We start from the raw sequence: 23,777 nt of genomic DNA on the forward strand, positions 1-23,777 counted from the left end.
ACTCGCGAACTTTTTTCTGCTTTTGTTGGGCTACAGCGTATCTGCGGGAGAGTGAGGAAGTCTCATATGGCGAGGGCTTAAACGCGGACTTAGCTGCCGTTCGCTGCACAGCGAGAACTCAGGCCATTGAGAGCGGTTGCTAGCGTCGAGGGCCATTTGCTGCCATTTGAATGGCACAAGCTTGGGGTGAGAGTTGGGTAACTGGTCAGACACTTAGGAGCAAGAAATTCATTTTTATAAACGTTGTATTTCATAACCAGCCAGCTTACTGATAGACGGCGAAAATAGAAAGCTGGTCAATACGCAAAGGGCATTTGTGAGATACACAACTTTAGAGGCTACCCAAAAGGTCAACCGAATACTAGCATTACCGGCTTCTGGAAGTGAGCAGGACTGGGCTATTGAGCTCGCAAATGGTGAACGGTTGGAAGAATTTATTGCTGCTATCGAAAATGATGACTGGAGTGATGATGAGAAATTTGCGATTTGCTCACTAGTAGTTTCTTCTTTTGAAGATTTTGTACTACTCCGACGAGATTCAAGCGGTGTTGATGATCTATACGACAAAGTAATGAAGTATGAAAAACGAAGCGATTTAAACATAATATATAGTGATGCAGAGATTGCTGTTTGGAAAAGGATACACTCAGCTATCAACCAAGATAAAGATCTCTATAGTGCAATAATTGAATACTGGAAGATTGAAGAGGAAAGTAGCCAGATATTTTCTTTAACTCCTTTATTCCGCAGTTTTTTCTAAAATCGGCTTTGAACGAAGTAGCTCAACGTAAGAGCATAACCACCTCTATTCTGATATGGGGCCTTAGCTACCATTCGAGCAATTCCATCAAAGGTTGGGCACAGATTAATTAAACCCTGACACTATGGCTTTTTGATCAGAAAATTGCTGTAGCGAAGATATGGCCCGATCTAATTTTTTCTCACTTCAATGTCTGCTTGTTCAAACTTTATTGGATCAAATGGTATCTCTCCGGCTATTCTCAAAGATCTACTGAGTTCTTCGCCAAACGAATGAGCAAAAGCCTCGCGTTCGGAGCTAGGTTTGGAAAAATATAAATTTCTGGCAACTTTCTGATCAAAATCAAGTGCCGTTTGTCCGTCGAGGACATCTTGATGGTAGTGAGCTAGGTGACCGAGTTCATGAAGCAAGGTTCGGTAAAGTATAGTATTTCGTACCCCTTGCGCTCGCAGCTCTGCTTCGAAATGTCGTTTTGTCTCAATGAAAACATGTCCGTCAGCGATTAGGCGTTCGTACTCAGCACGGTCTTCCAATGGCATACGCTTCGACCATTTTAACGTTGTACCAAGCTCCTGAGCTTCAAGTATGATAGCCGTACCATGATATTTTCCGAAATCCGCAAAGTATAGAAACCGACCCCAAACAGGTTTTTGCTGGCGCTGTTTTCGGGTTGGCTGCCGGAACGCAATGATGTCAGGCAAGACCTGTGATAGATTAATAGATGATCTCAGCAGTTTGCTCACATCAAGGGGAGTGCATCCGTATGTGAAGCCTTCGCGAGGTTCTTCATACAATGCTCTAATTTTGAAACCGCCAATGTCTATTTCTTGCGTATCTGTTGTTTTGAGACGCTCGTAAAACATCGAGTAATTTCCATGCTTATCTTGCCAGCTTTCTGGAACTCTCATATCGTTCGATTTAGAATAGCCCGACCACGAAGTGCCTATGTTCCGGTTGCGTCGCTCTGGCCGCCAAACACTGCTCATTCACATGTCCCCGATACTTTTATCTAAACAGACAATAGTTCGGGCAATCCTTGGATGCAAAAATAATCCAATTAGCCATGGGCTACCGTTTGGAAAGGTGGCCGCAGGGATATACTGGGTATCACCGGAGGGCCAACAGCGGACATTCAGGCCTTTCAGCCAACAGTTGAAATCAACTTTGCTAAACTATTAAGCTATGACCGCAGAATGCTATTTCGTCTCGATCTGAACGATTAAGAGATTTCCCTGGATGCCAAACCTTACCAGTCAGGTTAGGTCGCGAGAGTTGCCAGTTTAAGTCCAATGTCTTGAGTATTGCTGCAAGATACGCGAAGCGCCACTACCTTAAAGGCTCCCTCCTTCAGGCCAGTTTTTCCAATGATTGTTCAAAGGCTCCTCTGCGGAGTACAGCTCTGGTGCATTCCATTCGAGAACGCTTGCAAGCATCCGAAAAGTTTTAGTCTGGCTTGGAGCTTGCCCATTGACCAAGTCGGGATGATGCCACTCGTCCAAGAGCATGATTTGCTTCATTTCTGGAGGAACACTAACGCTACGTTCGGCTTTCGTTGCTAGAAGTGCTTCGCGATGATCATACTCAAGGTAGCGGCAGAGCTCAAATACTGCAGGTTGTTCTTCCTCTAATATAACGTGCTTGGCAGCATAGGCACTTACTTGAGGAATTTCCAAAGATAGACCGCGCAGGATGATCTCACCTTGTTCTGCGACGAACTCCGGATTGCGTTCATCTTTCCAAGCCTCGTTTGAGATAGGAGAGAACTTCCTCACCTCCCAGTGTGGATTATTTTTCAGATAGTTATTGTATGCTTCTTCGGACATGTAGTCTGATGGTTTATCTCTATCATGCAACTTACTTCCGATAGTAACTATCGACAGATCTGGGTGACCTGCACGCGGTGAAAAGCCGAAAAGCTCAAAGACAGCAGCCCAGTGTTCATCAGACCTGAACAGAGACAACCTTGATGCTGCAAGATAGACATAGCCATTATCCAGCATAGGGAAAATGAAAGCTTCGGCAGATTGGTCAAACACACCAAGGATTGCCTTAGCTCTAAGCAGACTCGTTTGACGTTTCTGAAAGTTTCTGAACATGCTCAAAACTTGACACTCACTGTACCGGATACCAAGGCAATAGCAGTCTCAACGAGATGAAACGCATGTGCCAGATTAATACGTTTCTAGCACAGTCGAAAACAAGCCTTTTGATCACGTTCACAAATGAGGGCGCTTTAGCATTCAGAGTAGAAGCAACTCTTGCTCAGGCAAGTCAGGAGGAGCTGTTTTATCTCTTGTTTTGCATATCTTTGTCCGCAAACCAGCTTCCCCTTTTCTGCAAATGGCACTAGCTTGGCGCTCATGAAGACGCCCACATTGAACTCAACCTTTATGGATATGGCACTGGACGAAGCCCGCGCGGCAGAAGCGCGAGGGGAGGTGCCCATCGGCTGTGTTGTGGTCAAAGATGGCAAGGTGCTTTCCGCTGCAGGCAACCGCACTTTGGAGCTGAACGATCCAACTGCCCATGCCGAGGTGCTGGCCATTCGCGAAGCTGGCAAGCAGCTGAACTCCCAGCGTCTGGAAGGCTGCGATCTTTACGTCACGCTGGAACCATGCCCAATGTGCGCCGCTGCGATCTCGTTCGCCCGCATCCGCAGGCTCTATTATGGAGCAGGGGATGTAAAAGGCGGCGGCGTAGACCACGGCGTCCGCTTCTACTCCTCCCCAACCTGCCACCACACCCCCGACGTCTACTCCGGCCTGGCCGAAACCGACTCCGCCGTCATGCTAAAGACGTTCTTTCAGGGGAAGCGAGAAACATGAACGAAACTTCTTCTCTAGAGGAAATGTTCCAACAACTTATGAGAGAAAGTTGGGCTGAACATGGTGTTGAGTTTTCTTCAAAAACACGACTAGGCGTCAATGTAAGTGAAGGTATTGAGCATTCAATCAAACGAAACGCCGCAAAAAAGCTACAGTACTTTGATTTCTGGTTAGCAATCTTGGATGAGCACATTAGCTGGTTTGTTAGCTTATTTACGGTGATTACATCCGAAAAAAGAGAAAATAAGAAAGCAAATGATTTTGAGAGAGCTACTCTTGCTATTACGAGCAAAATAGTCAGTGATTCCTTAGCGCTACGACATTTATCTACTTTAGGGTTTGATAATGCTTCGCGCCCAATCTTACGATCCCTATGCGAATATTTGGAAGTTTTTGTAGCAATCCTTCATCAGCCATCTTTCGCTGATGAGTTTGTGAAAAGTGAAACCCCAGAGAGTGCCAAAACATTTTGGGCGGAACACCTAAGAGGTGGGAAAATAAGGAAAAAAGTCACTAGAGCTTGGGAGGATTTTTGCGGTGAACAGAATAGTGAAACTGCGACAACGTTTGCCAACTGGGGGCGTAGTTCAACCCCTATCTTGTCTGGTACGGCTCATCCAAGTTTTGTGGGAGCTGTTTTTTCCGCAATTCCGCTCGACTCTCATAACGGCAAAGATGATTTGCCGGGTACATTTGGACTTAAAGCAGATGCCAGTGTCGACACAATATCAATATTTTTAACGTTTGCCTTTCCAGTATTACTATTAAGCCATGATTTTCCATTCTCGGGCTTCAAAGGTCATATTGAACGCTCTTTCGATGAAAATGATGAACTTCACAAGCATATACGATATGGTCGAGGAGTTCTAACAAACCTCATTATGTCGATAAATCAACCAGATACTTATGACTATCTTCGGCCATGCTTCGATCTAAGTATCTGGCCAGAGAAGTGAGGCGTAAACGCTTAAGCCACTCGCTTCGCTGCAATCAAGGAACCGCCTGCAATCGCCAATGCAGCGATAATCACGTTGGCTTCCAGAGTGCCTTCACCGAATAGGATCAACAGCAGCGTTGAGATCAGCGGGGCGCCGTAGGCAAGCACGCCGAGCAGCTGAACGTTGCCGTGTTTCACGCCAAAATCCCAAGTATAAAAAGCAACGCCAACAGGCCCCAGGCCGAGGCCGAGAACAGCAATAATCTGCAGCGGATCTGCTGGAACTGCTGTGGTCTCCCAGAGAAAATGCGAGAGCCAGCCAAACGCAGCGGTCAGGGCACAATAGCCGATCACCGCATCTGAAGAGGTGTTCTTGATCAGGCGGCTTAAAACGGAATAGCTGGACCAGATAAGCGCACAGCCCGCAGCGGCCAGATAGCCAATGAGATACTCCCACTGCAAGTTGCCAGCAGTATCCTTCCATCCAAGCAACACCCAGTATCCAGCCAGCGCCACAAGCGCGCCAGAAACATGCCACCGCGTGATGGTTTCCCCCGGCAACAGCGCAGAAAATAGCACGATGAGCAGCGGCCAGATGTAAGCGATCAGCCCAGCCTCAACTGCAGGCGCATTCTGCAGGGCTACGAAGTAAAGCGCATGGAAACCAAACAATCCACCAACTCCGAGCAACCAACCGGACAAAGGCAACTTGAATGCAGACCGCAAATCAGCCTTCCCACTGAGCAGCTTGCCGGAGAGTGTGAGCGTCGCAACGGTGAACGTCATCGCCAGCAACTGAAACGGCGGGAACTGATCTCCTGTCAGCTTGGTCAACACCGCAAGGGTGCCCCACAAAACAATGGAGATGCTCCCGATCATCGTCGCAGCGCTGGTCTTGCCCGCTGAGTGGTTCTGTAACATGCAAATAGTCCGCTTAGTTAACAAAGGTCTGGCGCCGCACCTGTCGCACGCCATCACCGCTAGGCCGAGGCTTCTCAGCAAAGCAGGCCAGATCTTGCCCCATTTCCTGCTTATTGGAATTAGGCAAAACAGGAAATAGATTTTCTTTTTGAGATTTGTGCGCCTACGCTGTATCCCTTAGCCATCAACAGGCTTAGTACGTTCAGATAAGAAAGTTGAGACCCGGAAGAAAGAGATGTCGTTTCAAGCTGTAATCCGCGAATATAACCGGCTGGAACTCGGGCACCGCCACGCGTTCGCGCAGGCTGTTATTCCGTTGCAGGGCGAGATGGATATCGAGATCGGTGGCCAGTTCAAAGAGTTGAAGGTCGGCTCCGTCGGCCTCATCGCGCCGGAAACCCTGCATGACAGCGAAACCACCTCCGGCAGCCGCTTTCTCATCATCGACGTCAGCGACAAAGCAGCCATCACCCAGTTCTTCCGTAATGCCAATGACAGTCATCTGGAACTGTCACCGCTTGCGCTCAAGTACCTCAACTTCGTTGCCTCTCTGACAGATACCTTCGCCGCAGACGCAACCGGCGCATCCACCATCCTCAACACCGCTCTGGAACTGGCAACCGGGCAGGGCTCCGACCTTGCCAATCAAAACATGACCAGTGCCCGTCTGTTGAGTGTGAAGGACCAGCTGCCCGCGCCCGTCAAAATCTCCGAGCTTGCGAAGGAAGAGGGCTTCTCGGTCAGCAGCCTGCAGAAGAACTTCAAAGCCTCCTTCGGCAAGTCCCCGAAGCAGGTACAGCTGGAGATGCGCCTCAACAAAGCGTTGGGCCTGCTGCGCTCCTCCAACCAGACCATGGCTTCCATCGCCTATGAGGTTGGCTATGAGAACGCATCGTCCTTCACCAACATCTTCAAAAAGCACTTCGGCCTGACGCCATCTCAGTACAGAGCCCAGTACCGCGCATCCCTGACGCGCCATAACTGATCTCCACCAGAACACTCAATCATTACAGTCCTTTAAGTTGTCACCTCTCGGTGCGATCAGTATGTTGCATGCTTTCTTCAGTATCACCACTGCGTGCAAAGCCAACAACAGAAAGCATCTAATGACTGAAACTGCTCTGATCACCTACGTCGCAGCGCTGTTCTCCATGATGAACCCCATCGGAAACACCGGCGTCTTCGCGGGCATGACAGCGGACCGGGACGCTGCCACCGCCCGCCGTATCGCATGGACCTGTGCCGGCGCCATCGCACTGACACTCCTCACCGTCACCTGGACGGGTGGCATCCTTCTCAAGTTCTTCGGCATCACCGTGCACGAGCTGCGCGCTGCGGGTGGCGTAATCGTTCTGCTGATCGCGCTGTCCATGCTGCGCAGCGATAACAGCCACCGCCAGACCCCGCAGGAAGCCGCATCCGCAGCAGAGCAGAACCACATCGCCGTTGTGCCACTGGCCATCCCAATCGTTGCCGGACCGGGCGCTATCGCCACAGCCATCGTCGCCGCTGAACGTCATTCCGGTATCTGGGCCAAGATTGATCTCTCCATCGCAGCTGTTGGTCTCGCTCTGTTCACCGGCTTCCTGTTCTCCGTCTCCAAGCCAATCGCCAACAAACTGGGCGAGTCCGGCATGGGCGTTGTCACCCGCCTCATGGGCATGGTGCTTGCTGCAATCGCCATGGGTATGCTCGCCGATGGCGTCAAAGGCATGATCCCCGCATTGGCGAGCTAAATGCCTACGGAAAGGCTCGCCTAACCGAGCCTTTCCCCTCTGAAAACCCGATGATTTTCGCCACAAGCTTTACCCTCTGTTTCGCACAGCAGGGATCGGTCCATCCGGCAAAGAGTACAGAAGCTATACTTGATCCAGCGAGGCACCATCCGCCTCCAAAACAACAGATCAGGTGCTTCCATGCTGGAGTTCAGCAGCCACAAAAATCATCGGAATCCCTCAGGCCGGGCATGGGCACTGCAGGCCATCAAGAACATTGAGGCAGATTATCAGCGCTCGGCTGATACGCACTTGATCAAGCTGAACATTCCCAAACTCACCAAAGCGGGCATTGATCTTTACCTCAAGGATGAAAGCACCCATCCCAGTGGTAGCCTCAAACATCGGCTGGCCCGCTCACTCATCCTCTATGGCATCTGTAATGGCTGGATCAGGGAAGGCATGCCTATCGTGGAATCCTCCTCCGGCTCCACGGCAATCTCGGAGGCCTATTTCGCCCGCCTCATCGGCAATCCCTTCATTGCCATGGCACCCAAAGCAACCGCCACCGGCAAAATCCGTGAGATAGAGGCGCTGGGCGGTGAGGTGCATCTCGTTGAGCCCTATCAGATCTACAGTGAGGCGGCGCGATTGGCGAAGGAACTTGGCGGACACTACGTGGATCAGTTCACCTACGCGGAGCGGGCAACCGATTGGCGCGGCAACAACAATATTGCCCAAAGCCTGTTCTCACAAATGGAGCTGGAGCGCTTCCCCGCTCCCAAATGGATCGTCATGAGTGCCGGAACTGGCGGCACATCGGCAACCATTGGCCGCTACATCCGCCTCCATACAGAGGACTATTCCAAGACACAGCTCTGTGTCGTTGATCCTGAAAACTCGGTGTTTCATGAGTACTACCGCAACCGCGATCCCCAAATCGTCCGCAACAAACCCTCGCTTATAGAAGGGATCGGCAGACCAAGGGTAGAACCTTCCTTCATGCCGGATGTGATCGACAGAATGATCGACATTCCCGATGCAGCCAGCATCGCCACCATCAGATGGCTGGAAGGGGTCATCCTGCGCAAATGCGGCGGCTCAACAGGCACAAATCTCTATGGTGCTCTGGCTCTGGCCAAGGAGATGATGGAAAACGATCAGGAAGGTTCCATCGTCACCCTCATCTGCGACAGCGGCGAGCGCTATCTGGATACACTCTACAACGACGACTGGGTCGCCAGCAAAAACCTCGACCTGCTCCCCTACATGCACAAACTCATCGACTTCGCCGAAATTGATAGCATCTAGTGAGGGAGCTGCCTTACCCACTGAAGAAAGTTGATCTACCGAAGCTATACAGAAGATGTTTGGTCTCCGGTTCAGTTTCACTGATCCTGCATTGCTCCCAAAGTTTCTGATTATGATCCCCTATCATGGATCCATACGTTATCTCATCAAAACATTGTTCTTTGAAATTTTCACGAAGAGATTCTGCATTCAACAAGACAATGTGTTTTCGGGCAATAGTGAGTGGAAATGGATGTAGTCGAACTATCAGACTAGCCTGCATAAGACGTTTTGTGATCGCAGAGGAAGGTGTTGCTGCATCATTGATATCGATACCTAGATGCGGTGCTAGCTCTACGTTTTTGATGTCTGCGTAACCTTCCAAGATTAGCACCCAAATATCGACGTCTTCAAAGCTGCTGGGTTCGTGAGAAGTAAATTGCCCTTTCGCGTCAGCCATAACCTGCGTAAACAGCGGAGGGTTTTTGTATAGTTCACCGTCTTGCCAAAACACAAAGGTCGAAGGATTGAGTTTCTTTTCTAAGATAGCCAAACTACCAAATCTCATCGATGCAACAGAGAACAAAAAAGCAAGAGTTATGAGCAAAAAATAAAAGCCGATTAATCTCTTTGCCCACCATTTAAAACGTATCATTCCTACCCGCTCCCAGGCCCATTATGCCTAGCCCTGTCAAAAGGCGCTGTTTGTTTAATTATCAGTACTCGATCTAGGGATAAGGTTTGTAGCCCAAATAACGAGCCGCAACCATGCGGATATAGAAGTGAGCATGTCCGCGTAACAAGCTCTGCCTCTTTAGCTGTGCCTAGAAGGAACAGAACCGCCTATCACTGGAATCAGATGCCTAGCGAAGGACGAAACGTACTCTCAGCCATAATTGCGAATTTTCATAGTAAACTATTGGCGTTTTACTTAGTGCAAGTTAGCCAAGCACGCTGACTTCAGATCCAGCCAGCGTGCTGAGTGGTAAAAGCCGATAGCCCTAAGACTGCTCGGCCGTTGCATTAAGGCATTTGATAGAGCCCCAAAGCGTTTCCGAATGGGTCGGCGAACTCGGAGTATGTCACGACCTCAGGTATCTCCACGGCTTCTCCCGTGTCGATTTTTAGCGCCGTGCGCGCGTTTTGGCTCGCTGCCATATCCTCCACCATAAAACGGACGATAGCGCCGCTTGGCTGCGTGTCATCTACCTCAAAGACTTGGAACCAAACCCCCGGCGCTACCTTGAACTCCACAATACCGGGAACAGGTCTGAGCACCTCAGTGTCAGGGCCAAGAAACTTGGCGTACCACGCCTCTGCTTCCGCCAGTGAAGGCACCGGCACCCCAACAGTCACCTCCTGAAACGGCTCCGCCGAAACAGCGCTTGCAAACGCAATTGAGGCAACAAAACCCAGAGCAAACCGACGCACAACAGCGCCTTTACCCTGCAATGAATTGAACAACATAACGACTCTCCATAACATAAATATAGCTACTATACTTTATGGACATAATACCACATGTCAACATCTCCTCTTTTGACCTCGGAGTTTTGAGAGTGTCATTGGAACTGAAACGCACTCCTTGAGTAAAAGGAGGTAACGTAGTCCTTTGAGATATCGTGATGGCTGGAAAGTGTAATTCTGCGCGAACGCGGTGGATCATAAGGCGCTAACCTTTCCGTGGCTTATGCATTGGCCAGGGAGAGGATGGAGCATGATTAGGACGGCACTACCGTCATCCCTACATGTACAAACTCATCGAATTCACCAAAATTGGCAGCATCAAGTGGGGAAGCAAAATTTCATTCACAGCTGTCGACAGATAGGTTTGATCTGCTCAGGCAAGCTGTTGCCAATGCTTGCCTGGATACTGGCCGGGAAGGATAGCTTGAGTTTCATTACGGCCATCTGTCGGAGCATAGTGTTTTCTAAGTGGCCGTGTTGTCCAACGCAACTTAATGTACATCTGTCCCTAAAGCTGCTTCAGCTATAATCCACTGGCAAAACTGCTCAACTTCAGGTCTGCGTCGGGCTTTGGGTAGTGTAACGATATGGTAGTGTAGATCTGAGGTTACGGTCTCAATGAAGCAGCGCTTAAGTTGTCCGGAGGAAAGCGCATCTGCGACCAGCGACGAGCGAACAAGCGCAAAACCTTCGCTTCGCTGGCAGGCAGCTAGCATATCAGGAAATGCATCAAATACCGGACCATATTCAATTTTGCGGCGGATCCCTTCCTCAGCGAGTGAGACACCGTATAGTTGCTGAAACCAGCGCTCCCAATCGAGAACAGTGTGCCGAGCTCCAGCATATTGAAGCAATGGTGCGACGGACATTGCATTCTGATTAGGCAATTCTTGAGCCAGTTCTGGTGAACAGACAGCAAACTCTTCTTCAACACCGAGTTTAGTTGCGGATAAAGCTTTATCACCTGCTCCAAGCCATACCGCGGCATCGACTTTCCCCGAGTTGAGGTCAGCCCGTCGATACTCAAGGATCATGTTCAAGCTGATCGACGGAAACAAATTGAAGAATCTTTCAAGTCGAGGTGCCAACCATTGCGTGCCAAATTCGGGTGAGACTGAAATCACGATACTCTGTGTTTTATCGGAGTTCTGTGCCTCTTTGAATGCATCCCAAATATCGCCCAATCCGGTTTCTACCTTAGGAAGAAGTTTTTGTCCGAGGGTAGTAAGCTGTACGTTTGGCCGATTGCGAACAAAGACCGGGGCGCCAATATGGGTTTCCAACTGTGATATCTGATGACTAACGGCTGTTTGAGTAAGCCCCAAAGCTTCGGCCGCGCGGGTGAAGTTTCCAAGCTGGGCGACTGCTAGAAAAGCACGAAGGCATTGGAGAGGAGGTACCGCATTAGCTGGAATTATCATGAAAATCCTTCATAGTACTTTTAAATATGTTTCATTTCCATGATTGCTGTTTACATGGGCATATGACGACATGTTCATTCTTCAGTCAATCTACCGCATCATGAGAAAATTTGCTGTTGGTCAGTTGCGAGAGCCTGTCCAGCCGTTACCTCCTGAACGCAACGACCTTCGTCGCGACGTTGGGCTTCCAGAAAATTGCAATGAAACGCCGCATTGGTGGGAGCTTTAATGCAACAAGCTGACACCAAATCAACCCATCTCTGCAATGCAAGAATGGTTAAGTTGGGTGCCTGGCACTAAATCGTCATGGGATACTGGTGCACTCTACGAGAATATAGCAGATCAGGCACCTATTGTGTGCGCTGTTGGCGTGCTGGATTGGTCTCTGGTGAGGGACGCCAGTACGTGCCAACTTATCCGTGGGAAGTAAGAGGCAGTTCAATCCTACGGAATATTGCGGTGCTTGAATGACTTTAGGAAAGTAAAGATATCAGTCTTTCTGGTCTTTACATATCCAGGGTCATTCTACAGACCCTGGAATAGACTGAAGTTTTTGACGTGAAGTCTCGATTATTTGGCAGCTTTGGAGGTTAGCTTCGCCAAAACACCGCGCATTTTCTCGATTACTGGGGATTTATCGACATTATCCAGATCCTTCATTGTTTCTTTCGGATCTTCATAAGCCAACCAGACTTGCCCTTCGGAATCCTCATAGACCTGCACTTTGAGTGGCAGGAACAGACCTGCCCGCGGATCGATTTCCATCGCAGGTGTGCCAAGAGCCGGATTACCGAAAATCAGCAACTGGTTCGCTGGAATAGACATGCCAACTTTTTCGGCTCCCGCTGCATGATCAACACGAGCAAATATTGTTGCCCCTGCCTTTTGAGCAGTAGCCTCCAGTGCATCTATAGCTTCTTGCACTGCCTTATTGGTGTTGACCTTGATAATATCTTGAGCCATGGCGGGATACAAACTTCCAAGTATTAGAGCTGAAGCCAGAAACAAACTACGCAAAGCATCATCCTTCTTGTGAAACTAATTCGACTTGGGGGACATGAAGTTAAATGCAACAGAAGCCCAACATAAGCTCCAAGCTGAAGAAATGGAGACTTTCCCTTACTGGAGCATATTTATTTAACTACAGAAATATTCTGACTACATATAAATTATTTTCACATGATCGTGCTTCTCTCAAAACAACACAATCACCCCCGCCGACGAGATTTCGACAGCGTCACCGGAATAGCCTTGCTTGTGGGAGTGTTGGATTGGTCGCCCGTGGAGTACACTGGAACGAGCACGTTCACCTCTGGGAAATAAGAGGCAATGCAGCCCTCAGGGATGTCGTAGGGCACCACCTGAAAATCCAGGGCACGGCGGTTGCGGCCATCTTCGCTAACAGTGCCAATATCAACCTTTTCGCCTCTGGAAACACCAGCACGGCGCATGTCGATCGGGTTCATAAACACCACTTTACGCCCGCCAGAAATGCCGCGGTAACGGTCATTCAGCGAGTAAATGGTGGTGTTGAACTGATCGTTGGAACGCATGCTCTGCAATGTGAAGGTAAGCTTCGGCGCCTTGGAGGTCAGCTGAGCAGCGGTAGCCAGCGGAAGGGAGTAACCGGAAAACTCAGCCTTACCGGATTTCGTCGCCCACCGACGGTCGGCAATCGGGTTGGCCAGATAAAAGCCGCCTGGTGTCCGAACTTGACTGTTGAACCCGGCAAACTCCGGCAGCACCTCTTCAATCTTCTCGCGAATACGGTCGTAGTTCTCAATGAAATGCGTCCAGTTCACCACCTTGTTGCCAATGGTCGCTCTGGCAAGCCCGGCAATGATGGCAGGCTCGGACATTAAGAGATCAGAGGCAGGTGGATTAACTCCGGCGGAGCTATGGATCTTTGAGAGCGAGTCTTCCACGGTCACAATCTGATCGCCAGACCGTTGCTCATCATACTCCGTGCGCCCAAGGCTCGGCAGAATGTAGGAGAGGGAGCCAGTCATCAGATGGCTCCGGTTCAGCTTGGTCGCAATGTTAATGGTCAGGCGACACTTGCGAATGGCTTCTTCTGTCAGGCCTGTATCTGGGGCAGAGCGGGTGAAGTTGCCGCCAAGGCTCATGAACACCCGCAGCTTGCCTTCATTCATCATCTTGATGGCTTCAACCGAGTCCACGCCCGCGTGCATTTCCGGCTCAAACTCAAACACATCCTGCAGAGCCAGCAAAAACTCCTCGGATGGGTCAGAGGTAATGCCCATCCGCCGGATGCCTTGCGTGTTCGCATGCCCCGGCATCGGGCAGGCACCTGCGCCCGGCTTGCCAACATTACCGCGAATGAACAACAGGTTCATGATCTCGCGAATGGTCGCCACAGAGTGCTTGTGTTGGCTGATGCCAGTGCCCCACGTAATAATCGGACGATCCGCCTGCACATAGAGCAGCGCAGCCTTCTCGATTTCATCGCGGGTCAGACCAGATTGATCCTCAATCTCTTTCCACGGTGTCAGCTCCAGCGCTTTCTCATAGCTCTCAAACCCACCGCAGTTCTCTTCAATAAACACACGGTCGATGATGCTATGGGTGAGGATACGCTCGTTATCCCACGCCAGAATGGCCTTCACCATACCGCGCACAGCAGCCATGTCGCCGCCCAGCTTGGGCGTGAAGAAGTGGCTGGCGACGGGGCGAGAGCCAAAACGCACCATCTCCAGCTGGTTCTTCGGGTCCGCATACCGCTCCAGCCCACGCTCGCGCAGCGGATTGAAGGACACAACCTGCGCCCCCCGCTTGGTCGCATCGCGAAGAACAGGCAGCATACGTGGATCCGTCGCGCCCGGGTTATGGCCAAACACAAAGATCGCATCCGCCTTGGCGAAGTCTTCCAGCCGAACCGTCGCCAACCCGCACCCAATCGCTTCCTCCAGTGCAATACCACTGGCCTCGTGGCACATGTTGGAGCTGGAAGGGAAGTTGCTGGTGCCGTAAATGCGGCCAAACAGCTGGTAGAGGAAAGCCGCTTCATTGCTGGCGTGCCCGGAGGTGTAAAACACAACCTCCTTGCGATCTTTAATTGCCCGCAGTTCAGCGCCAATCTCCTTGAAAGCCTCAGCCCAGGTGATCTCGTTATAGCGGTCCGTAATCCTGTTGTAGCGCAAAGGGCAGGTCAGGCGGCCCTGATCCTCAAGATCGAAGTCAGAAAACGTCTGTAACTCGGAGACGGTGTACTCTTGAAAGAACGACTCAGTGATCCGCTTCTCGGTCATTTCCGCGGCCACGGCCTTCACACCGTTCTCACAAAATTCGATGGAAGTTGTTTTTTCCGGGTCCACCCACGCCACACCGGGGCCAATAAACCCGTCAGGCTGGTTGGTTTTTAAGACTGTTTTGATTCCCGAAGTGAGCGACGTGTTTTGCAACAGAGCCTGACCACAGCTCCACACGGCACCCCAGCCACCAGCGGGAGCTGTTGATTTCTTTGCAATAATATTGTCGGACACGCCGGACTCCTCAGGCTCTTAAACGCCCACGAACTTGATGAGTCGCTAGCTGTAGCGTGTGAAGCTGTATCCACGGTTGCAACTAAACAGATTTAAACAATTCTCTCGTGCCAGCTTAACGGCCAGATCGCTAGGCGTGGCCATAACGGCAAGCGTGCCCACACGGGCGCTGACAGCCTTCTGCACCAGATCAGAGCTACACCGGCTGGTGGTGATGACAAGATCGACCGGCTCACCACTGCGCGCTCCGGCTCCAAGCGCCTTGTCCATAGCGTTATGGCGACCAATGTCCTCACGTACAGCCAGAATGTCCTCACCACAGCACACGGCAGCTGCATGCAAGCCGCCACCGTAAATGTCGTTGAGCGTCTGCTTGGACTGCATCGCCTCAAACATGGCGCTGATGCTCTCTGTTTTGGGAGCTGGCTGCGGAGAAAGGGGAGTAAGCGCACGCAATGCCGCGCGAATGCTATCAAGACCACACAGCCCACAGCCGGACGTCCCGGTCAGCAGGCGTTTGCGTTTCACAGCGGTGAAGAACTGCTCGTCTTCAATTTCCAGATTGACGCTGATGCCTTCCTCGCCATGTTCATGCAAGGCAATGGATTGCACATCCTTGATACCGGAGACGATGGACTCACTGATCGCAAATCCTACGGCGAAGTCTTCAAGATCTCTGGGCGTGGCCATGAACACAGCAAAGCCCTCTCCGTTCAGCGTGACCGCGACCGGAACTTCAGGAGGTAGCTTTCTGCCGTCATTGATAGGTGTTTGCCACTCAGGGTCCACAATAGACAACCCAGACTCCACTTCTTTCTATTCTTCTTATCAGGAGATTAGGTAGTTCTCGATCTTCTGGTCAAGCTCAACCTTCACACTATTCCTTAACCCAGCGCTATCTTCCAGAATTTCCCGCGCTTTTAAGAAATCAAGTACCTGATATTGCTTGATATTCGGGAATATGGAAAGGTCCGGTGCCCGTATTCTCAATTTTTCCTGAGAAATGGTCTGCATCAGGATCTGGGTGGCACCAAACACACTTTCAGTCGCGCTGGGCACAGCGCGCTTCTCATCCTTCTTCGGTGTACCAACCACATCCACGGCGATCACGATGTCACAATCGCTGGGCAGCACGTCAAAGGGCAGGGGGTTCACCACCCCACCATCAATCAGCACCGTGTTGTTCAGGTGTACAGGCTTGAAGACAAATGGAATGGCGATACTGGCAGAAACCGCGTCTACTAGGTTACCTTCCGCAAAGCGCACTTCCTCTGCCTTGTAGTAATCTGCAGCAATGGCTTGAAATGGGATGGAAAGCTCAGAAAAGTCCTGCTTCAGAACATCTCCGACAAAGACTTCCAGAACACGCTTGGAATCGAACTGGCCAAAACTGGACTTGCCGCCAATCAGGTCGGCAAATCGTTTGGGCATGCTCACTTCTACCAGCTTGCCCAGCACCTTCTTCCACTCGCCAAGTGTCTCCAGCGTGTACTCCTCAAGCTGGTCACCGCTCATCCCACCAGCATATCCGGCGCCAATCAATGCACCGATAGAAGTGCCCGTAATGGCATGAGGGGTGAGGCCCATATCATCAAGAGCTTGCAAAACAGGAATATGGGAGAGACCGCGGGCGCCTCCGCCACCAAGGGCAACGCCGATCTTGGGAGTACTCATTGATAGCCTGTTCCTTTGATATCTATAATAAAAATATAGGTGTTCCCCTCAGCTTTCCAATTGAAAACCGAGAAGAATACAGTGATAATCACCGCGACGAACATAGATAAACAATAGATGGGCGTTGGGGCAAACATATCATTTTATTTGGCGGCAGTTGAGTAAGGCTCGACTGGCTGATGTGTAGCGGGGCTCCAATCTTGCGGTGTTACGATGAACTATTCCATGGGCTATCCGGCGGGCTTTGACCGAAATCTCCTGCAGTTTTCTCAAGAGCTATGGAACTGTTCATCTCTGCAAGCGCGCTGGGAAGAGCTCACCCGATTTGCTGAAAAGCTCGGTTTTGAAAAAGGCGCCTACATCATCGTGCCCAAGATTGAAGGCCGTGTTGAGGATCGCCAGCCAATCTGCCTGTCCAACCATTCGCAGGACTGGGTCGAGCACTACAACTCTCATCACTACTATTTCAAAGACCCGGGTATGGACCACTTGCTCAGCGGCAGGAAGGTCGATCAGCTCTGGACGGACTATACCGTTCGGCCAACGAGCAAGGTGGATAGCGACTTCTTCAATGATGTTCGCTCCGCTGGGCTGAAGTTTGGGGTTACGATCCCTCTGGAGTGTTCCAACAAGCATTTGGTCGGTGGGGCCAGCTTTGCCTCATGCGAACGCACCCAGCTGGGCTTCGATGCACAGATGACCTCCAACTATCCGGTTCTGAAGGGTGCGGTGCACCTTTTCCATACCTATGCGCAAGAACCCGAAACCCTAAGCGAGTTTTTTGGTTTCACGCCGCGGGAGCATGAATGCCTGCTGTGGTTGACGGCGGGGAGGGCAAATAAAGAAATCGCCCATATCCTGAATCTCTCTGAGAAAACTGTAGAACACCACATAAAACGGGCCTGCAAAAAGCTTAGAGTGACCAACCGTACGCACGCTGTGGCTCGAGCAATGACCTTTCAGTTGCTTTCACCTTAGGCCTATGCAACTTTAAGGCATCAGGGAAAATCCCCCATTGTTATGAGTTGTGCATTTATGCATACTCACATTTGCTAGAGGTTGCACTTTAGCTCCTGCATGGCACTTTTTCGCCTCGTGCAGTTGTTTGTGGTAGTTTATCAATTTGATCTGTTGGTCTGGGCACAGGCTGTCGTGGCCCGGCCGAATAGTGTAGATAAATACAACTCCTCCGAAGCCAGCTTCGGAGGATTTTTTTTGGCCAGACCCATGCCAAAAACAAAAAAGAGCGGCCCTGCAGCCGCTCTCTTCAAAACTTATAGGTCAAAGCTGAACCGGATCAGCCCTGCTGCTCACGTTCAACAGCGCGCCAGCCAATGTCTTTGCGGTAGAACCCTTCCGGCCAGTCGATCTTTTCAATCGCAGCATAAGCTTTCGCCCGTGCTTGAGAAACGGTCGCCGCCCGTGCGGTGATGTTCAGAACACGGCCACCATTGGACAGCAGTTTCTCATCAGCAACCACGGTGCCTGCGTGGAAGATCTCCACGTCTGGGTCAGCCGCAGCTTCCACCAGACCTTTGATCTCAGTCAGCTTCTCATAGGAACCTGGGTAGCCTTTGGAGGCCATAACAACAGTGATCGCAGGATCACTATGCCATTCCGCATCAACCAGATCCAAAGTACCTTCCGCACACCCAAGCAGAATTGGCAGCAGGTCGGTCTTCAGGCGCATCATCAGCACCTGACACTCAGGGTCACCAAAGCGAACGTTGTATTCAATCAGCTTCGGACCATCCTTGGTGATCATCAGGCCAGCATAAAGCACGCCTTTGAACGGGCAGCCCTGCGCCTTCATATCAGCGATGGTTGGATGGATGATCTCTTTCATCACCCGGTCCATCATCTCTTCGGTCATCACAGGGGCAGGGGAGTAAGCACCCATACCACCAGTGTTCGGGCCTTCATCACCATCAAACGCACGTTTATGGTCCTGCGCAGTGGCCAGTGGCAGCGCATTCACACCGTCAGACAGAACGAAGAAGCTGGCTTCTTCACCCTCAAGAAACTCTTCAACAACAACCTCTGCACCTGCATCGCCAAATGCACCATCAAAGCAGCTGTCGACTGCGTCCATTGCTTCCTGCTCGTTCATGGCGATGATCACGCCCTTACCAGCAGCAAGGCCATCTGCCTTCACAACAATCGGAGCGCCTTGCTCACGAATGTAGGTCTTGGCAGCATCTGCGTTGTCAAAGCGGCCATAAGCAGCGGTTGGCACATTCGCGCGGGCACACATGTCTTTAGTAAAGCCCTTGGAGCCTTCCAGCTGCGCAGCGGCAGAAGAGGGACCAAACACGCGCAGACCAGCATGGGTCAGGCTGTCGGAAAGGCCATCAACCAATGGTGCTTCCGGGCCAATCACGACAAAGTTGATGTCATGCAAACGGCAGAACTCGATGACACTACGGTGATCAGTCAGGTCCAGTGCAATACATTTGGCAAACTGTTCGATGCCTGCGTTGCCCGGAGCAACAAACAGTTCATTGAGCACAGGAGATTTTGCCAAAGACCATGCCAGCGCATGTTCACGCCCGCCAGAACCGATCAGCAGAATATTCATGAGAGGTAGACCCTGAAATTAAGAAGGGAACAGGTTCCCGAGTTGTGCGTCTAGATTGTGATGCAGCGTGTAGCATGAGTAACGCTGTCAGTAAACGAACAACAGCTCCGGAGAGACCCAAAAATGCCTCGTCCATCAGTCGAATTGCTGCTGGTTACACCGCTGTTTATGAATGAGTTCTTCGAGCTGCTGGCAAAATGGGGAGAGCAGGACACGCTCTCAGAGCCAGTTCTCTCGCTGGAAGAAACCGCCCGCCGCCTGCTGGTGGACCCAAGTGCAGGGCAGGCCTGGTTGATCAGAAGCACAGGAAAAAGCCTCGGATTTGTGCTCGTCAGCTATCGCTATAGCGTGCGGGCAGGTGGCAAGGTCGGGTTCATTGAGCAGATTGCTCTGGCCCCGATTGAGGGAATAGAGCGGCTGTTGCCCTCCATATTGCATGAGCTGGAAGACGATCTGGCACAAAAGTCTGTCGTTAAAATGGAGGTTTCGCTCAAGAAGCCTCAGGGAAAGACCAGAAAACGGTTCTTCGAAGAATTTGGCTTCTTGACGCAAAGTGTCGATCTGTTGGAAAAGACCATTCACTACGAAGAGGAATTCCCTCTTAGCTTTTAAAGCGAACTTGGAGTGTGCCGTGTCATCCTGATGAGATGCGGAGAAGCTCCGGTCATGACGGTGAGGTGGCAATGTTCAATACCAAAGACACTGGACCAGTTGCTGATGCGATAAAGCGTCATTGGGTTGATACTCGCCTGCCTGCGGGTCTTCGCCCGTTTGCCCGCCTTGCAAGATGGGAACGCCCGATCGGCTGGTACCTGCTCATGTGGCCATGCCTGTGGTCTTTGGCTCTGGCTTCAAATGCAGCTGGCGCACCGATTCCAAACATCTGGTATGCCATCTTGATGTTCATCGGCGCAGTGGCAATGCGCGGTGCTGGCTGTACATATAATGACATTGTCGATAAGGACATCGATGACAAGGTAGAGCGCACACGCTCCCGTCCCATCCCGTCCGGTCAGGTCACCAGCAGGCAAGCCAAGATCTTCATGATCCTGCAGGCTCTGGCGGGGCTCATTGTTCTTCTGCAGTTCAACACCTTCACTATCATTTTGGGCATGTCGTCCCTTGCCATTGTGGCGGCCTACCCATTTATGAAACGCATCACCGACTGGCCACAGTTTGTGCTGGGCCTTGCATTTTCATGGGGTGCTCTGATGGGCTGGGCAGCGGTCTTCGGCAGCTTGTCACTGGCACCCGTGCTACTTTATTGCGGCGGTATTGTCTGGACCATCGGTTACGACACCATCTACGCGCATCAGGACAAAGAAGACGACGCTCTGGTCGGAGTGCGTTCAACGGCACGTCTGTTTGGTGAGAAAACCCGTCAGGCTCTGGTCATTCTCTACGGAGCCACTGTGGTTCTGTTTGCAGGTGCATTCGTTCTGGCTGGCAGCGGTCCACTAGCGTTTGCAGGGCTGGCTCTTGGAGCCTTCCACCTGTTCAACCAGATCCGTGTGCTGGACATCGACGACGGGGATCAGTGCCTTGAGCTGTTCAAGTCCAACTCCACCTTCGGTCTGATCCTGTTTATCGGATTGGTGCTGGACGGTCTGGCCGCCTATTACATCTAAGAGTTCCGGCGACGCAGGGATGTAAAGCGGCGAGAGCTTGCAAAAACCTTCTGCAGCTTCGTCGGCTTACCAGTCTCACGTCCCACAAGAAACCGCGGGCGACGTCCTGTGAGCGCACGCAGTTTTCTGCGTGGCAGCGGCTCCCCTTTGGAACAGGTGTTTAGTCCAAGGCGCGCAAGTTTGGACGTGCCATCACTGTCGATGGTCAACAACGGCAGCGCCAAAGCATCCGACCACGCTTCCCAGCAATCCGCTGTCAGTTCCATATCAGTGCCGGTCAGAAGCGGAATGCTCAGCGCATGGTCCCGGTGCAGCAGAACCACCTGATACTCAAGATCATCAGTGATCTCGTTGACCGTCACCTTGGCTGCAATGCCTGAGTAAGAGCCGAGCGGAACCGACAGGGTAAGAGGCAAGCCCCCCATCTCCCGGCGGATCAGCACCTTGTCCGGATCAATGCGAATATCGGATCTGTTAACACCCGGTGTTTCAAGAAGATCATCTGGCAGGTCCGCTTGCATACGAAACGGCAGCGAGACACGCACACGATTAATGTGGTTGTCGTTGCTCGCAAGACCCAAAAACTGCGATTTGTAGTTGATCACGGAACTGCCCCTCCCTCCACAGGTGTGGAGGTTTCAATTCATCTTCTTTTCAAACTAGAGGAAAATTACAGGGTAGAATCTGCGTAACTTCTTAACTCGAATGGTTAAAAAACTCTGATTTTAAAGAGGCTTAGCGAATCTCTTCCGAACTTGGTAAAATTCTAACTATCTTTAGGTGGGTTTATCGGTAGGGCAGGGAACTGCAGGCAGAACCCCGCAATTTCTGCGTACAGCCCCGCGATTCTTGGCAGGTGTGCTTGCTCTTATGTCAGGCACGCCCTAAACACGAAGAGCAAGACAACAGGAGGTCCGCGCGAATGTCTGACGCAATTGCCAATTCAAAACTTGAAGAACAGGCAGTCAGCTTGGTGGAAGCTGCAAAAGCAGCTGGAGCCGATGCAGCAGACGCAATCGCAGTTACGGGCATGTCACTGTCTGTCTCCGTGCGCGAAGGTAAGGTTGAAAACACCGACCGCGCAGAAGGCAACGACGTGACACTTCGCGTCTTTGTTGGCAAACAGGTCGCCAGCATCTCTTCCAACGCCAGTGATGACCCAGCCGAACTCGCTGCTCGCGCAGTGGAAATGGCAAAAGTCACTCCGGAAGACCCATATGCTGGCCTTGCCGAACCTGAGCGCCTCCTGAAAGAAATCCCGCAGCTGGACCTGATCGACCCACGTGAAGTGAGCCCGGATGAGCTGACCAAAACTGCTCTGGATGCGGAAGCCGCAGCGCTCGCTGTAGAGGGCGTATCTAAATCCGGTGGTGCTGGCGCAAGTTGGGGCCTCTCCGGCATAGTGCTAGCCACAAGCCACGGCTTTGTCGGCGCCTACCAACGCTCCCGCTCCGGTTTCTCCATGACAGCTATCGCGGGCGAGGGTACTGGCATGGAGCGCGACTACGAATTCGATTCCCGTACTTACTGGGATGACCTGATGTCTGCGGAAGAAGTTGGCCGCATCGCAGGCGAGCGGACAGTTCGCCGCCTCAATCCACGCCAGCTGGAAACCCGCAAAGCACCAGTGGTTTACGAACCACGCACCGCACGCTCCTTGCTTGGTCACTTTGCTGGCGCAATCAACGGCGCATCCATTGCCCGCGGTACCAGCTTCCTGAAGGATAAGATGGGCCAGCAGGTGTTCGGCAAAGGCATCACCATCTCCGATGACCCGTTTAAGGCCCGCGGTGGCGGAACCGCTCCGTTTGATGCAGAAGGCACCGGCGCTGAGTATCTCAACATGATTGAGGACGGTATTCTCGGTCATTGGTTCCTGGATGGCTATGCAGCCCGTGAGCTCGGCCTGACCTCCAACGGTCGTGCACGCCGCTCCGGTTCAAGCACATCTCCGGGTGCAACCAACCTGACCTTACAGGCTGGCGAGAAAACACCGGAAGAAATCTTAAGAGATATCGGCGAAGGTTTGCTGGTGACAGACTTGATCGGTCACGGTGCAAACGGTGTAACAGGCGACTATTCCCGCGGTGCCTCCGGTTACTGGGTCGAAAACGGCGAAATCGCCTACCCAGTGAGCGAGATCACCATTGCAGGAAACCTGAAGGATATGTTCCTGAACCTCACACCGGCATCTGATCTGGACGAGCGATATGCAGTGGCAACGCCAACAGTGGTTATCGAAGGACTGACGATTGCCGGAAGCTAATACAAATAGCCTGCAGGAAGATCTGGAGCTGCTGGTCACAGCAGCTCTGCAGGGCGGCAAGATCGCCCTTTCTTATTTTGGAAACTCACCAAAAAACTGGACCAAAGAAGGCGACTCGCCGGTATCTGTCGCAGATATCGAAGTTGACCAGTTCTTGGCTTCCAAACTGCGCGAAGCACGCCCGAATTACGGCTGGCTTTCGGAAGAAACTGAAGACGATCTAGCCCGCAAGGATCACGAAACCGTCTTTATCGTTGATCCGATCGACGGAACTCGCGCGTTCCTCAATGGTCGCGATGAATGGTGCCTGTCTCTGGCCGTGGTCAAAAATGGCCGCCCCACCGTCGGCGTCATCTATTGTCCGGTTCGCGATGAGCTTTACACCGCAGTCAGTAGCGGTGGCAGTTACCTCAATCAGGAAAAGATCCGTGTTTCCAACCGTCCATCTGTCACCGGATCCTATATTGCCGGACCGGTCAGCTTCCTTGAAAAGGAAGGCGTAAAAAGCGAGCAGATTCGTTTTAGCCCTTATCTGGGCTCACTTGCCTACCGTTTTGCACTGGTCGCCTGTGGGAAATTGGATGCCGGTTTGGCCCGCGCCAGAGCCCGTGATTGGGACCTTGCCGCAGCGGATTTAATCATAAGCGAGGCTGGTGGGCAGTTAGTAGACTTGTCTGGATCAACGCTCTACTACAATAAAACTAGAACAAATCACCCCGGACTAGTGGCATCTTCTGCCAAATTGTTTAAAAGGCTTCAGGGAATATCCGTAGAGGATTAATCCTTACGGTA

At 51.6% G+C, this 23,777-nt stretch carries 23 protein-coding genes; 11 read left to right on the forward strand and 12 right to left on the reverse strand.

Features of this window, described 5'->3' with window-relative positions:
- Positions 1–316: 316 nt before the first annotated feature.
- On the forward strand, positions 317–760 hold the full coding sequence (locus AC3CB2_RS00750; protein WP_037037981.1) for a hypothetical protein: 444 nt from the start codon (positions 317–319) through the stop codon (positions 758–760).
- 170 nt (positions 761–930) lie between these two features.
- Here AC3CB2_RS00750 and AC3CB2_RS00755 read toward each other — a convergent pair whose 3' ends face one another.
- On the reverse strand, positions 931–1,623 hold the full coding sequence (locus AC3CB2_RS00755) for a hypothetical protein (RefSeq protein ID WP_352931526.1): 693 nt from the start codon (positions 1,621–1,623) through the stop codon (positions 931–933).
- 468 nt (positions 1,624–2,091) lie between these two features.
- Complete coding sequence (locus tag AC3CB2_RS00760) at positions 2,092–2,856, reverse strand: DUF7003 family protein (RefSeq protein ID WP_352931524.1); 765 nt, start codon at positions 2,854–2,856, stop codon at positions 2,092–2,094.
- Between the two features lie 294 nt (positions 2,857–3,150).
- Between AC3CB2_RS00760 and AC3CB2_RS00765 the strand changes: the two genes are divergently transcribed.
- Complete coding sequence (locus AC3CB2_RS00765; RefSeq protein WP_425328936.1) at positions 3,151–3,585, forward strand: nucleoside deaminase; 435 nt, start codon at positions 3,151–3,153, stop codon at positions 3,583–3,585.
- Positions 3,582–4,541, forward strand: coding sequence for a hypothetical protein (locus tag AC3CB2_RS00770; RefSeq protein WP_352931520.1), 960 nt, complete (start codon positions 3,582–3,584; stop codon positions 4,539–4,541). The genes AC3CB2_RS00765 and AC3CB2_RS00770 overlap by 4 nt, the downstream gene beginning before the upstream one ends.
- 11 nt (positions 4,542–4,552) lie before the next feature.
- Here the strand turns inward: AC3CB2_RS00770 and yddG are convergent, their stop codons facing one another.
- The gene (gene yddG / locus AC3CB2_RS00775; protein ID WP_352931518.1) at positions 4,553–5,443 is read right to left on the reverse strand and encodes an aromatic amino acid exporter YddG; all 891 of its coding nucleotides are present in this window, start codon (positions 5,441–5,443) and stop codon (positions 4,553–4,555) included.
- 235 nt (positions 5,444–5,678) lie between these two features.
- Between yddG and AC3CB2_RS00780 the strand changes: the two genes are divergently transcribed.
- The 3 genes from AC3CB2_RS00780 to AC3CB2_RS00790 all read left to right on the forward strand — a co-directional run bounded on the left by AC3CB2_RS00780 (position 5,679) and on the right by AC3CB2_RS00790 (position 8,469).
- Positions 5,679–6,428, forward strand: a complete 750-nt coding sequence (locus AC3CB2_RS00780) for a helix-turn-helix domain-containing protein (protein WP_352931516.1) — start codon at positions 5,679–5,681, stop codon at positions 6,426–6,428.
- A gap of 121 nt (positions 6,429–6,549) precedes the next feature.
- Positions 6,550–7,179, forward strand: coding sequence for a MarC family protein (locus AC3CB2_RS00785; RefSeq protein ID WP_208609044.1), 630 nt, complete (start codon positions 6,550–6,552; stop codon positions 7,177–7,179).
- Positions 7,180–7,308: 129 nt separating this feature from the next.
- Positions 7,309–8,469, forward strand: a complete 1,161-nt coding sequence (locus AC3CB2_RS00790; protein ID WP_352931514.1) for a PLP-dependent cysteine synthase family protein — start codon at positions 7,309–7,311, stop codon at positions 8,467–8,469.
- A 13-nt stretch (positions 8,470–8,482) separates the two neighbouring features.
- On the opposite strand, the gene AC3CB2_RS00795 is transcribed toward AC3CB2_RS00790, so the two are convergent.
- The 7 genes from AC3CB2_RS00795 to AC3CB2_RS00825 form a co-directional block, all read right to left on the reverse strand.
- On the reverse strand, positions 8,483–9,103 hold the full coding sequence (locus tag AC3CB2_RS00795; RefSeq protein ID WP_352931512.1) for a hypothetical protein: 621 nt from the start codon (positions 9,101–9,103) through the stop codon (positions 8,483–8,485).
- A 368-nt stretch (positions 9,104–9,471) separates the two neighbouring features.
- Positions 9,472–9,915 carry a VOC family protein gene (locus tag AC3CB2_RS00800; RefSeq protein ID WP_352931510.1) on the reverse strand — a complete coding sequence of 148 codons (444 nt, stop codon included), beginning with the start codon at positions 9,913–9,915 and terminating at the stop codon, positions 9,472–9,474.
- A gap of 491 nt (positions 9,916–10,406) precedes the next feature.
- Positions 10,407–11,336 (reverse strand): LysR family transcriptional regulator, encoded by a 930-nt coding sequence (locus tag AC3CB2_RS00805; protein WP_352931508.1) that lies wholly within the window; start codon positions 11,334–11,336, stop codon positions 10,407–10,409.
- A gap of 570 nt (positions 11,337–11,906) precedes the next feature.
- On the reverse strand, positions 11,907–12,299 hold the full coding sequence (locus tag AC3CB2_RS00810) for a DUF302 domain-containing protein (protein ID WP_352931506.1): 393 nt from the start codon (positions 12,297–12,299) through the stop codon (positions 11,907–11,909).
- Positions 12,300–12,544: 245 nt separating this feature from the next.
- Positions 12,545–14,839: an FdhF/YdeP family oxidoreductase gene (locus tag AC3CB2_RS00815; RefSeq protein ID WP_352931504.1), complete on the reverse strand. Its 2,295-nt coding sequence runs from the start codon at positions 14,837–14,839 to the stop codon at positions 12,545–12,547.
- 45 nt (positions 14,840–14,884) lie between these two features.
- Positions 14,885–15,628: a formate dehydrogenase accessory sulfurtransferase FdhD gene (gene fdhD / locus AC3CB2_RS00820; RefSeq protein ID WP_352931785.1), complete on the reverse strand. Its 744-nt coding sequence runs from the start codon at positions 15,626–15,628 to the stop codon at positions 14,885–14,887.
- Between the two features lie 39 nt (positions 15,629–15,667).
- Positions 15,668–16,513 (reverse strand): patatin-like phospholipase family protein, encoded by an 846-nt coding sequence (locus tag AC3CB2_RS00825; protein ID WP_352931502.1) that lies wholly within the window; start codon positions 16,511–16,513, stop codon positions 15,668–15,670.
- A 213-nt stretch (positions 16,514–16,726) separates the two neighbouring features.
- Here AC3CB2_RS00825 and AC3CB2_RS00830 point away from each other — a divergent pair, with 213 nt between their 5' ends.
- A complete protein-coding gene (locus AC3CB2_RS00830; RefSeq protein ID WP_008549802.1) occupies positions 16,727–17,491 on the forward strand; it encodes a helix-turn-helix transcriptional regulator in 765 nt (254 codons plus the stop codon).
- Between the two features lie 319 nt (positions 17,492–17,810).
- Here AC3CB2_RS00830 and purD read toward each other — a convergent pair whose 3' ends face one another.
- Positions 17,811–19,091, reverse strand: a complete 1,281-nt coding sequence (gene purD, locus AC3CB2_RS00835; protein ID WP_352931500.1) for a phosphoribosylamine--glycine ligase — start codon at positions 19,089–19,091, stop codon at positions 17,811–17,813.
- A 123-nt stretch (positions 19,092–19,214) separates the two neighbouring features.
- On the opposite strand from purD, the gene AC3CB2_RS00840 reads away from it, so the two are divergent.
- Together AC3CB2_RS00840 and ubiA are read left to right on the forward strand one after the other, a co-directional pair.
- Entirely contained in the window at positions 19,215–19,703 is a 489-nt protein-coding gene (locus AC3CB2_RS00840; RefSeq protein ID WP_014284291.1) for a hypothetical protein, read from the forward strand.
- Between the two features lie 71 nt (positions 19,704–19,774).
- Positions 19,775–20,719, forward strand: coding sequence for a 4-hydroxybenzoate octaprenyltransferase (gene ubiA, locus AC3CB2_RS00845; protein WP_352931498.1), 945 nt, complete (start codon positions 19,775–19,777; stop codon positions 20,717–20,719).
- On the opposite strand, the gene AC3CB2_RS00850 is transcribed toward ubiA, so the two are convergent.
- Positions 20,716–21,324 (reverse strand): DUF6101 family protein, encoded by a 609-nt coding sequence (locus AC3CB2_RS00850; RefSeq protein WP_352931496.1) that lies wholly within the window; start codon positions 21,322–21,324, stop codon positions 20,716–20,718. The genes ubiA and AC3CB2_RS00850 overlap by 4 nt on opposite strands.
- A 317-nt stretch (positions 21,325–21,641) precedes the next feature.
- On the opposite strand from AC3CB2_RS00850, the gene AC3CB2_RS00855 reads away from it, so the two are divergent.
- Together AC3CB2_RS00855 and AC3CB2_RS00860 are read left to right on the forward strand one after the other, a co-directional pair.
- Positions 21,642–22,985 (forward strand): TldD/PmbA family protein, encoded by a 1,344-nt coding sequence (locus tag AC3CB2_RS00855; protein ID WP_083417059.1) that lies wholly within the window; start codon positions 21,642–21,644, stop codon positions 22,983–22,985.
- Positions 22,972–23,766: a 3'(2'),5'-bisphosphate nucleotidase CysQ gene (locus AC3CB2_RS00860; protein ID WP_352931494.1), complete on the forward strand. Its 795-nt coding sequence runs from the start codon at positions 22,972–22,974 to the stop codon at positions 23,764–23,766. The genes AC3CB2_RS00855 and AC3CB2_RS00860 overlap by 14 nt, the downstream gene beginning before the upstream one ends.
- Positions 23,767–23,777 lie beyond the last annotated feature (11 nt).

Source organism: Pseudovibrio sp. SCP20 (genome assembly GCF_057774105.1).

Excerpts from the sequence above, each read along its gene's own strand:
- AC3CB2_RS00755 (WP_352931526.1), bottom strand. The coding sequence starts at position 1,623 with ATGTTTTACGAGCGTCTCAAAACAACAGATACGCAAGAAATAGACATT.
- AC3CB2_RS00760 (WP_352931524.1), bottom strand. The coding sequence starts at position 2,856 with ATGTTCAGAAACTTTCAGAAACGTCAAACGAGTCTGCTTAGAGCTAAG.
- AC3CB2_RS00765 (WP_425328936.1), top strand. The coding sequence starts at position 3,151 with ATGGATATGGCACTGGACGAAGCCCGCGCGGCAGAAGCGCGAGGGGAG.
- AC3CB2_RS00770 (WP_352931520.1), top strand. The coding sequence starts at position 3,582 with ATGAACGAAACTTCTTCTCTAGAGGAAATGTTCCAACAACTTATGAGA.
- yddG (WP_352931518.1), bottom strand. The coding sequence starts at position 5,443 with ATGTTACAGAACCACTCAGCGGGCAAGACCAGCGCTGCGACGATGATC.
- AC3CB2_RS00780 (WP_352931516.1), top strand. The coding sequence starts at position 5,679 with ATGTCGTTTCAAGCTGTAATCCGCGAATATAACCGGCTGGAACTCGGG.
- AC3CB2_RS00785 (WP_208609044.1), top strand. The coding sequence starts at position 6,550 with ATGACTGAAACTGCTCTGATCACCTACGTCGCAGCGCTGTTCTCCATG.
- AC3CB2_RS00795 (WP_352931512.1), bottom strand. The coding sequence starts at position 9,103 with ATGATACGTTTTAAATGGTGGGCAAAGAGATTAATCGGCTTTTATTTT.
- AC3CB2_RS00800 (WP_352931510.1), bottom strand. The coding sequence starts at position 9,915 with ATGTTGTTCAATTCATTGCAGGGTAAAGGCGCTGTTGTGCGTCGGTTT.
- AC3CB2_RS00805 (WP_352931508.1), bottom strand. The coding sequence starts at position 11,336 with ATGATAATTCCAGCTAATGCGGTACCTCCTCTCCAATGCCTTCGTGCT.
- AC3CB2_RS00810 (WP_352931506.1), bottom strand. The coding sequence starts at position 12,299 with ATGGCTCAAGATATTATCAAGGTCAACACCAATAAGGCAGTGCAAGAA.
- AC3CB2_RS00825 (WP_352931502.1), bottom strand. The coding sequence starts at position 16,513 with ATGAGTACTCCCAAGATCGGCGTTGCCCTTGGTGGCGGAGGCGCCCGC.
- AC3CB2_RS00830 (WP_008549802.1), top strand. The coding sequence starts at position 16,727 with ATGAACTATTCCATGGGCTATCCGGCGGGCTTTGACCGAAATCTCCTG.
- purD (WP_352931500.1), bottom strand. The coding sequence starts at position 19,091 with ATGAATATTCTGCTGATCGGTTCTGGCGGGCGTGAACATGCGCTGGCA.
- AC3CB2_RS00840 (WP_014284291.1), top strand. The coding sequence starts at position 19,215 with ATGCCTCGTCCATCAGTCGAATTGCTGCTGGTTACACCGCTGTTTATG.
- ubiA (WP_352931498.1), top strand. The coding sequence starts at position 19,775 with ATGTTCAATACCAAAGACACTGGACCAGTTGCTGATGCGATAAAGCGT.
- AC3CB2_RS00855 (WP_083417059.1), top strand. The coding sequence starts at position 21,642 with ATGTCTGACGCAATTGCCAATTCAAAACTTGAAGAACAGGCAGTCAGC.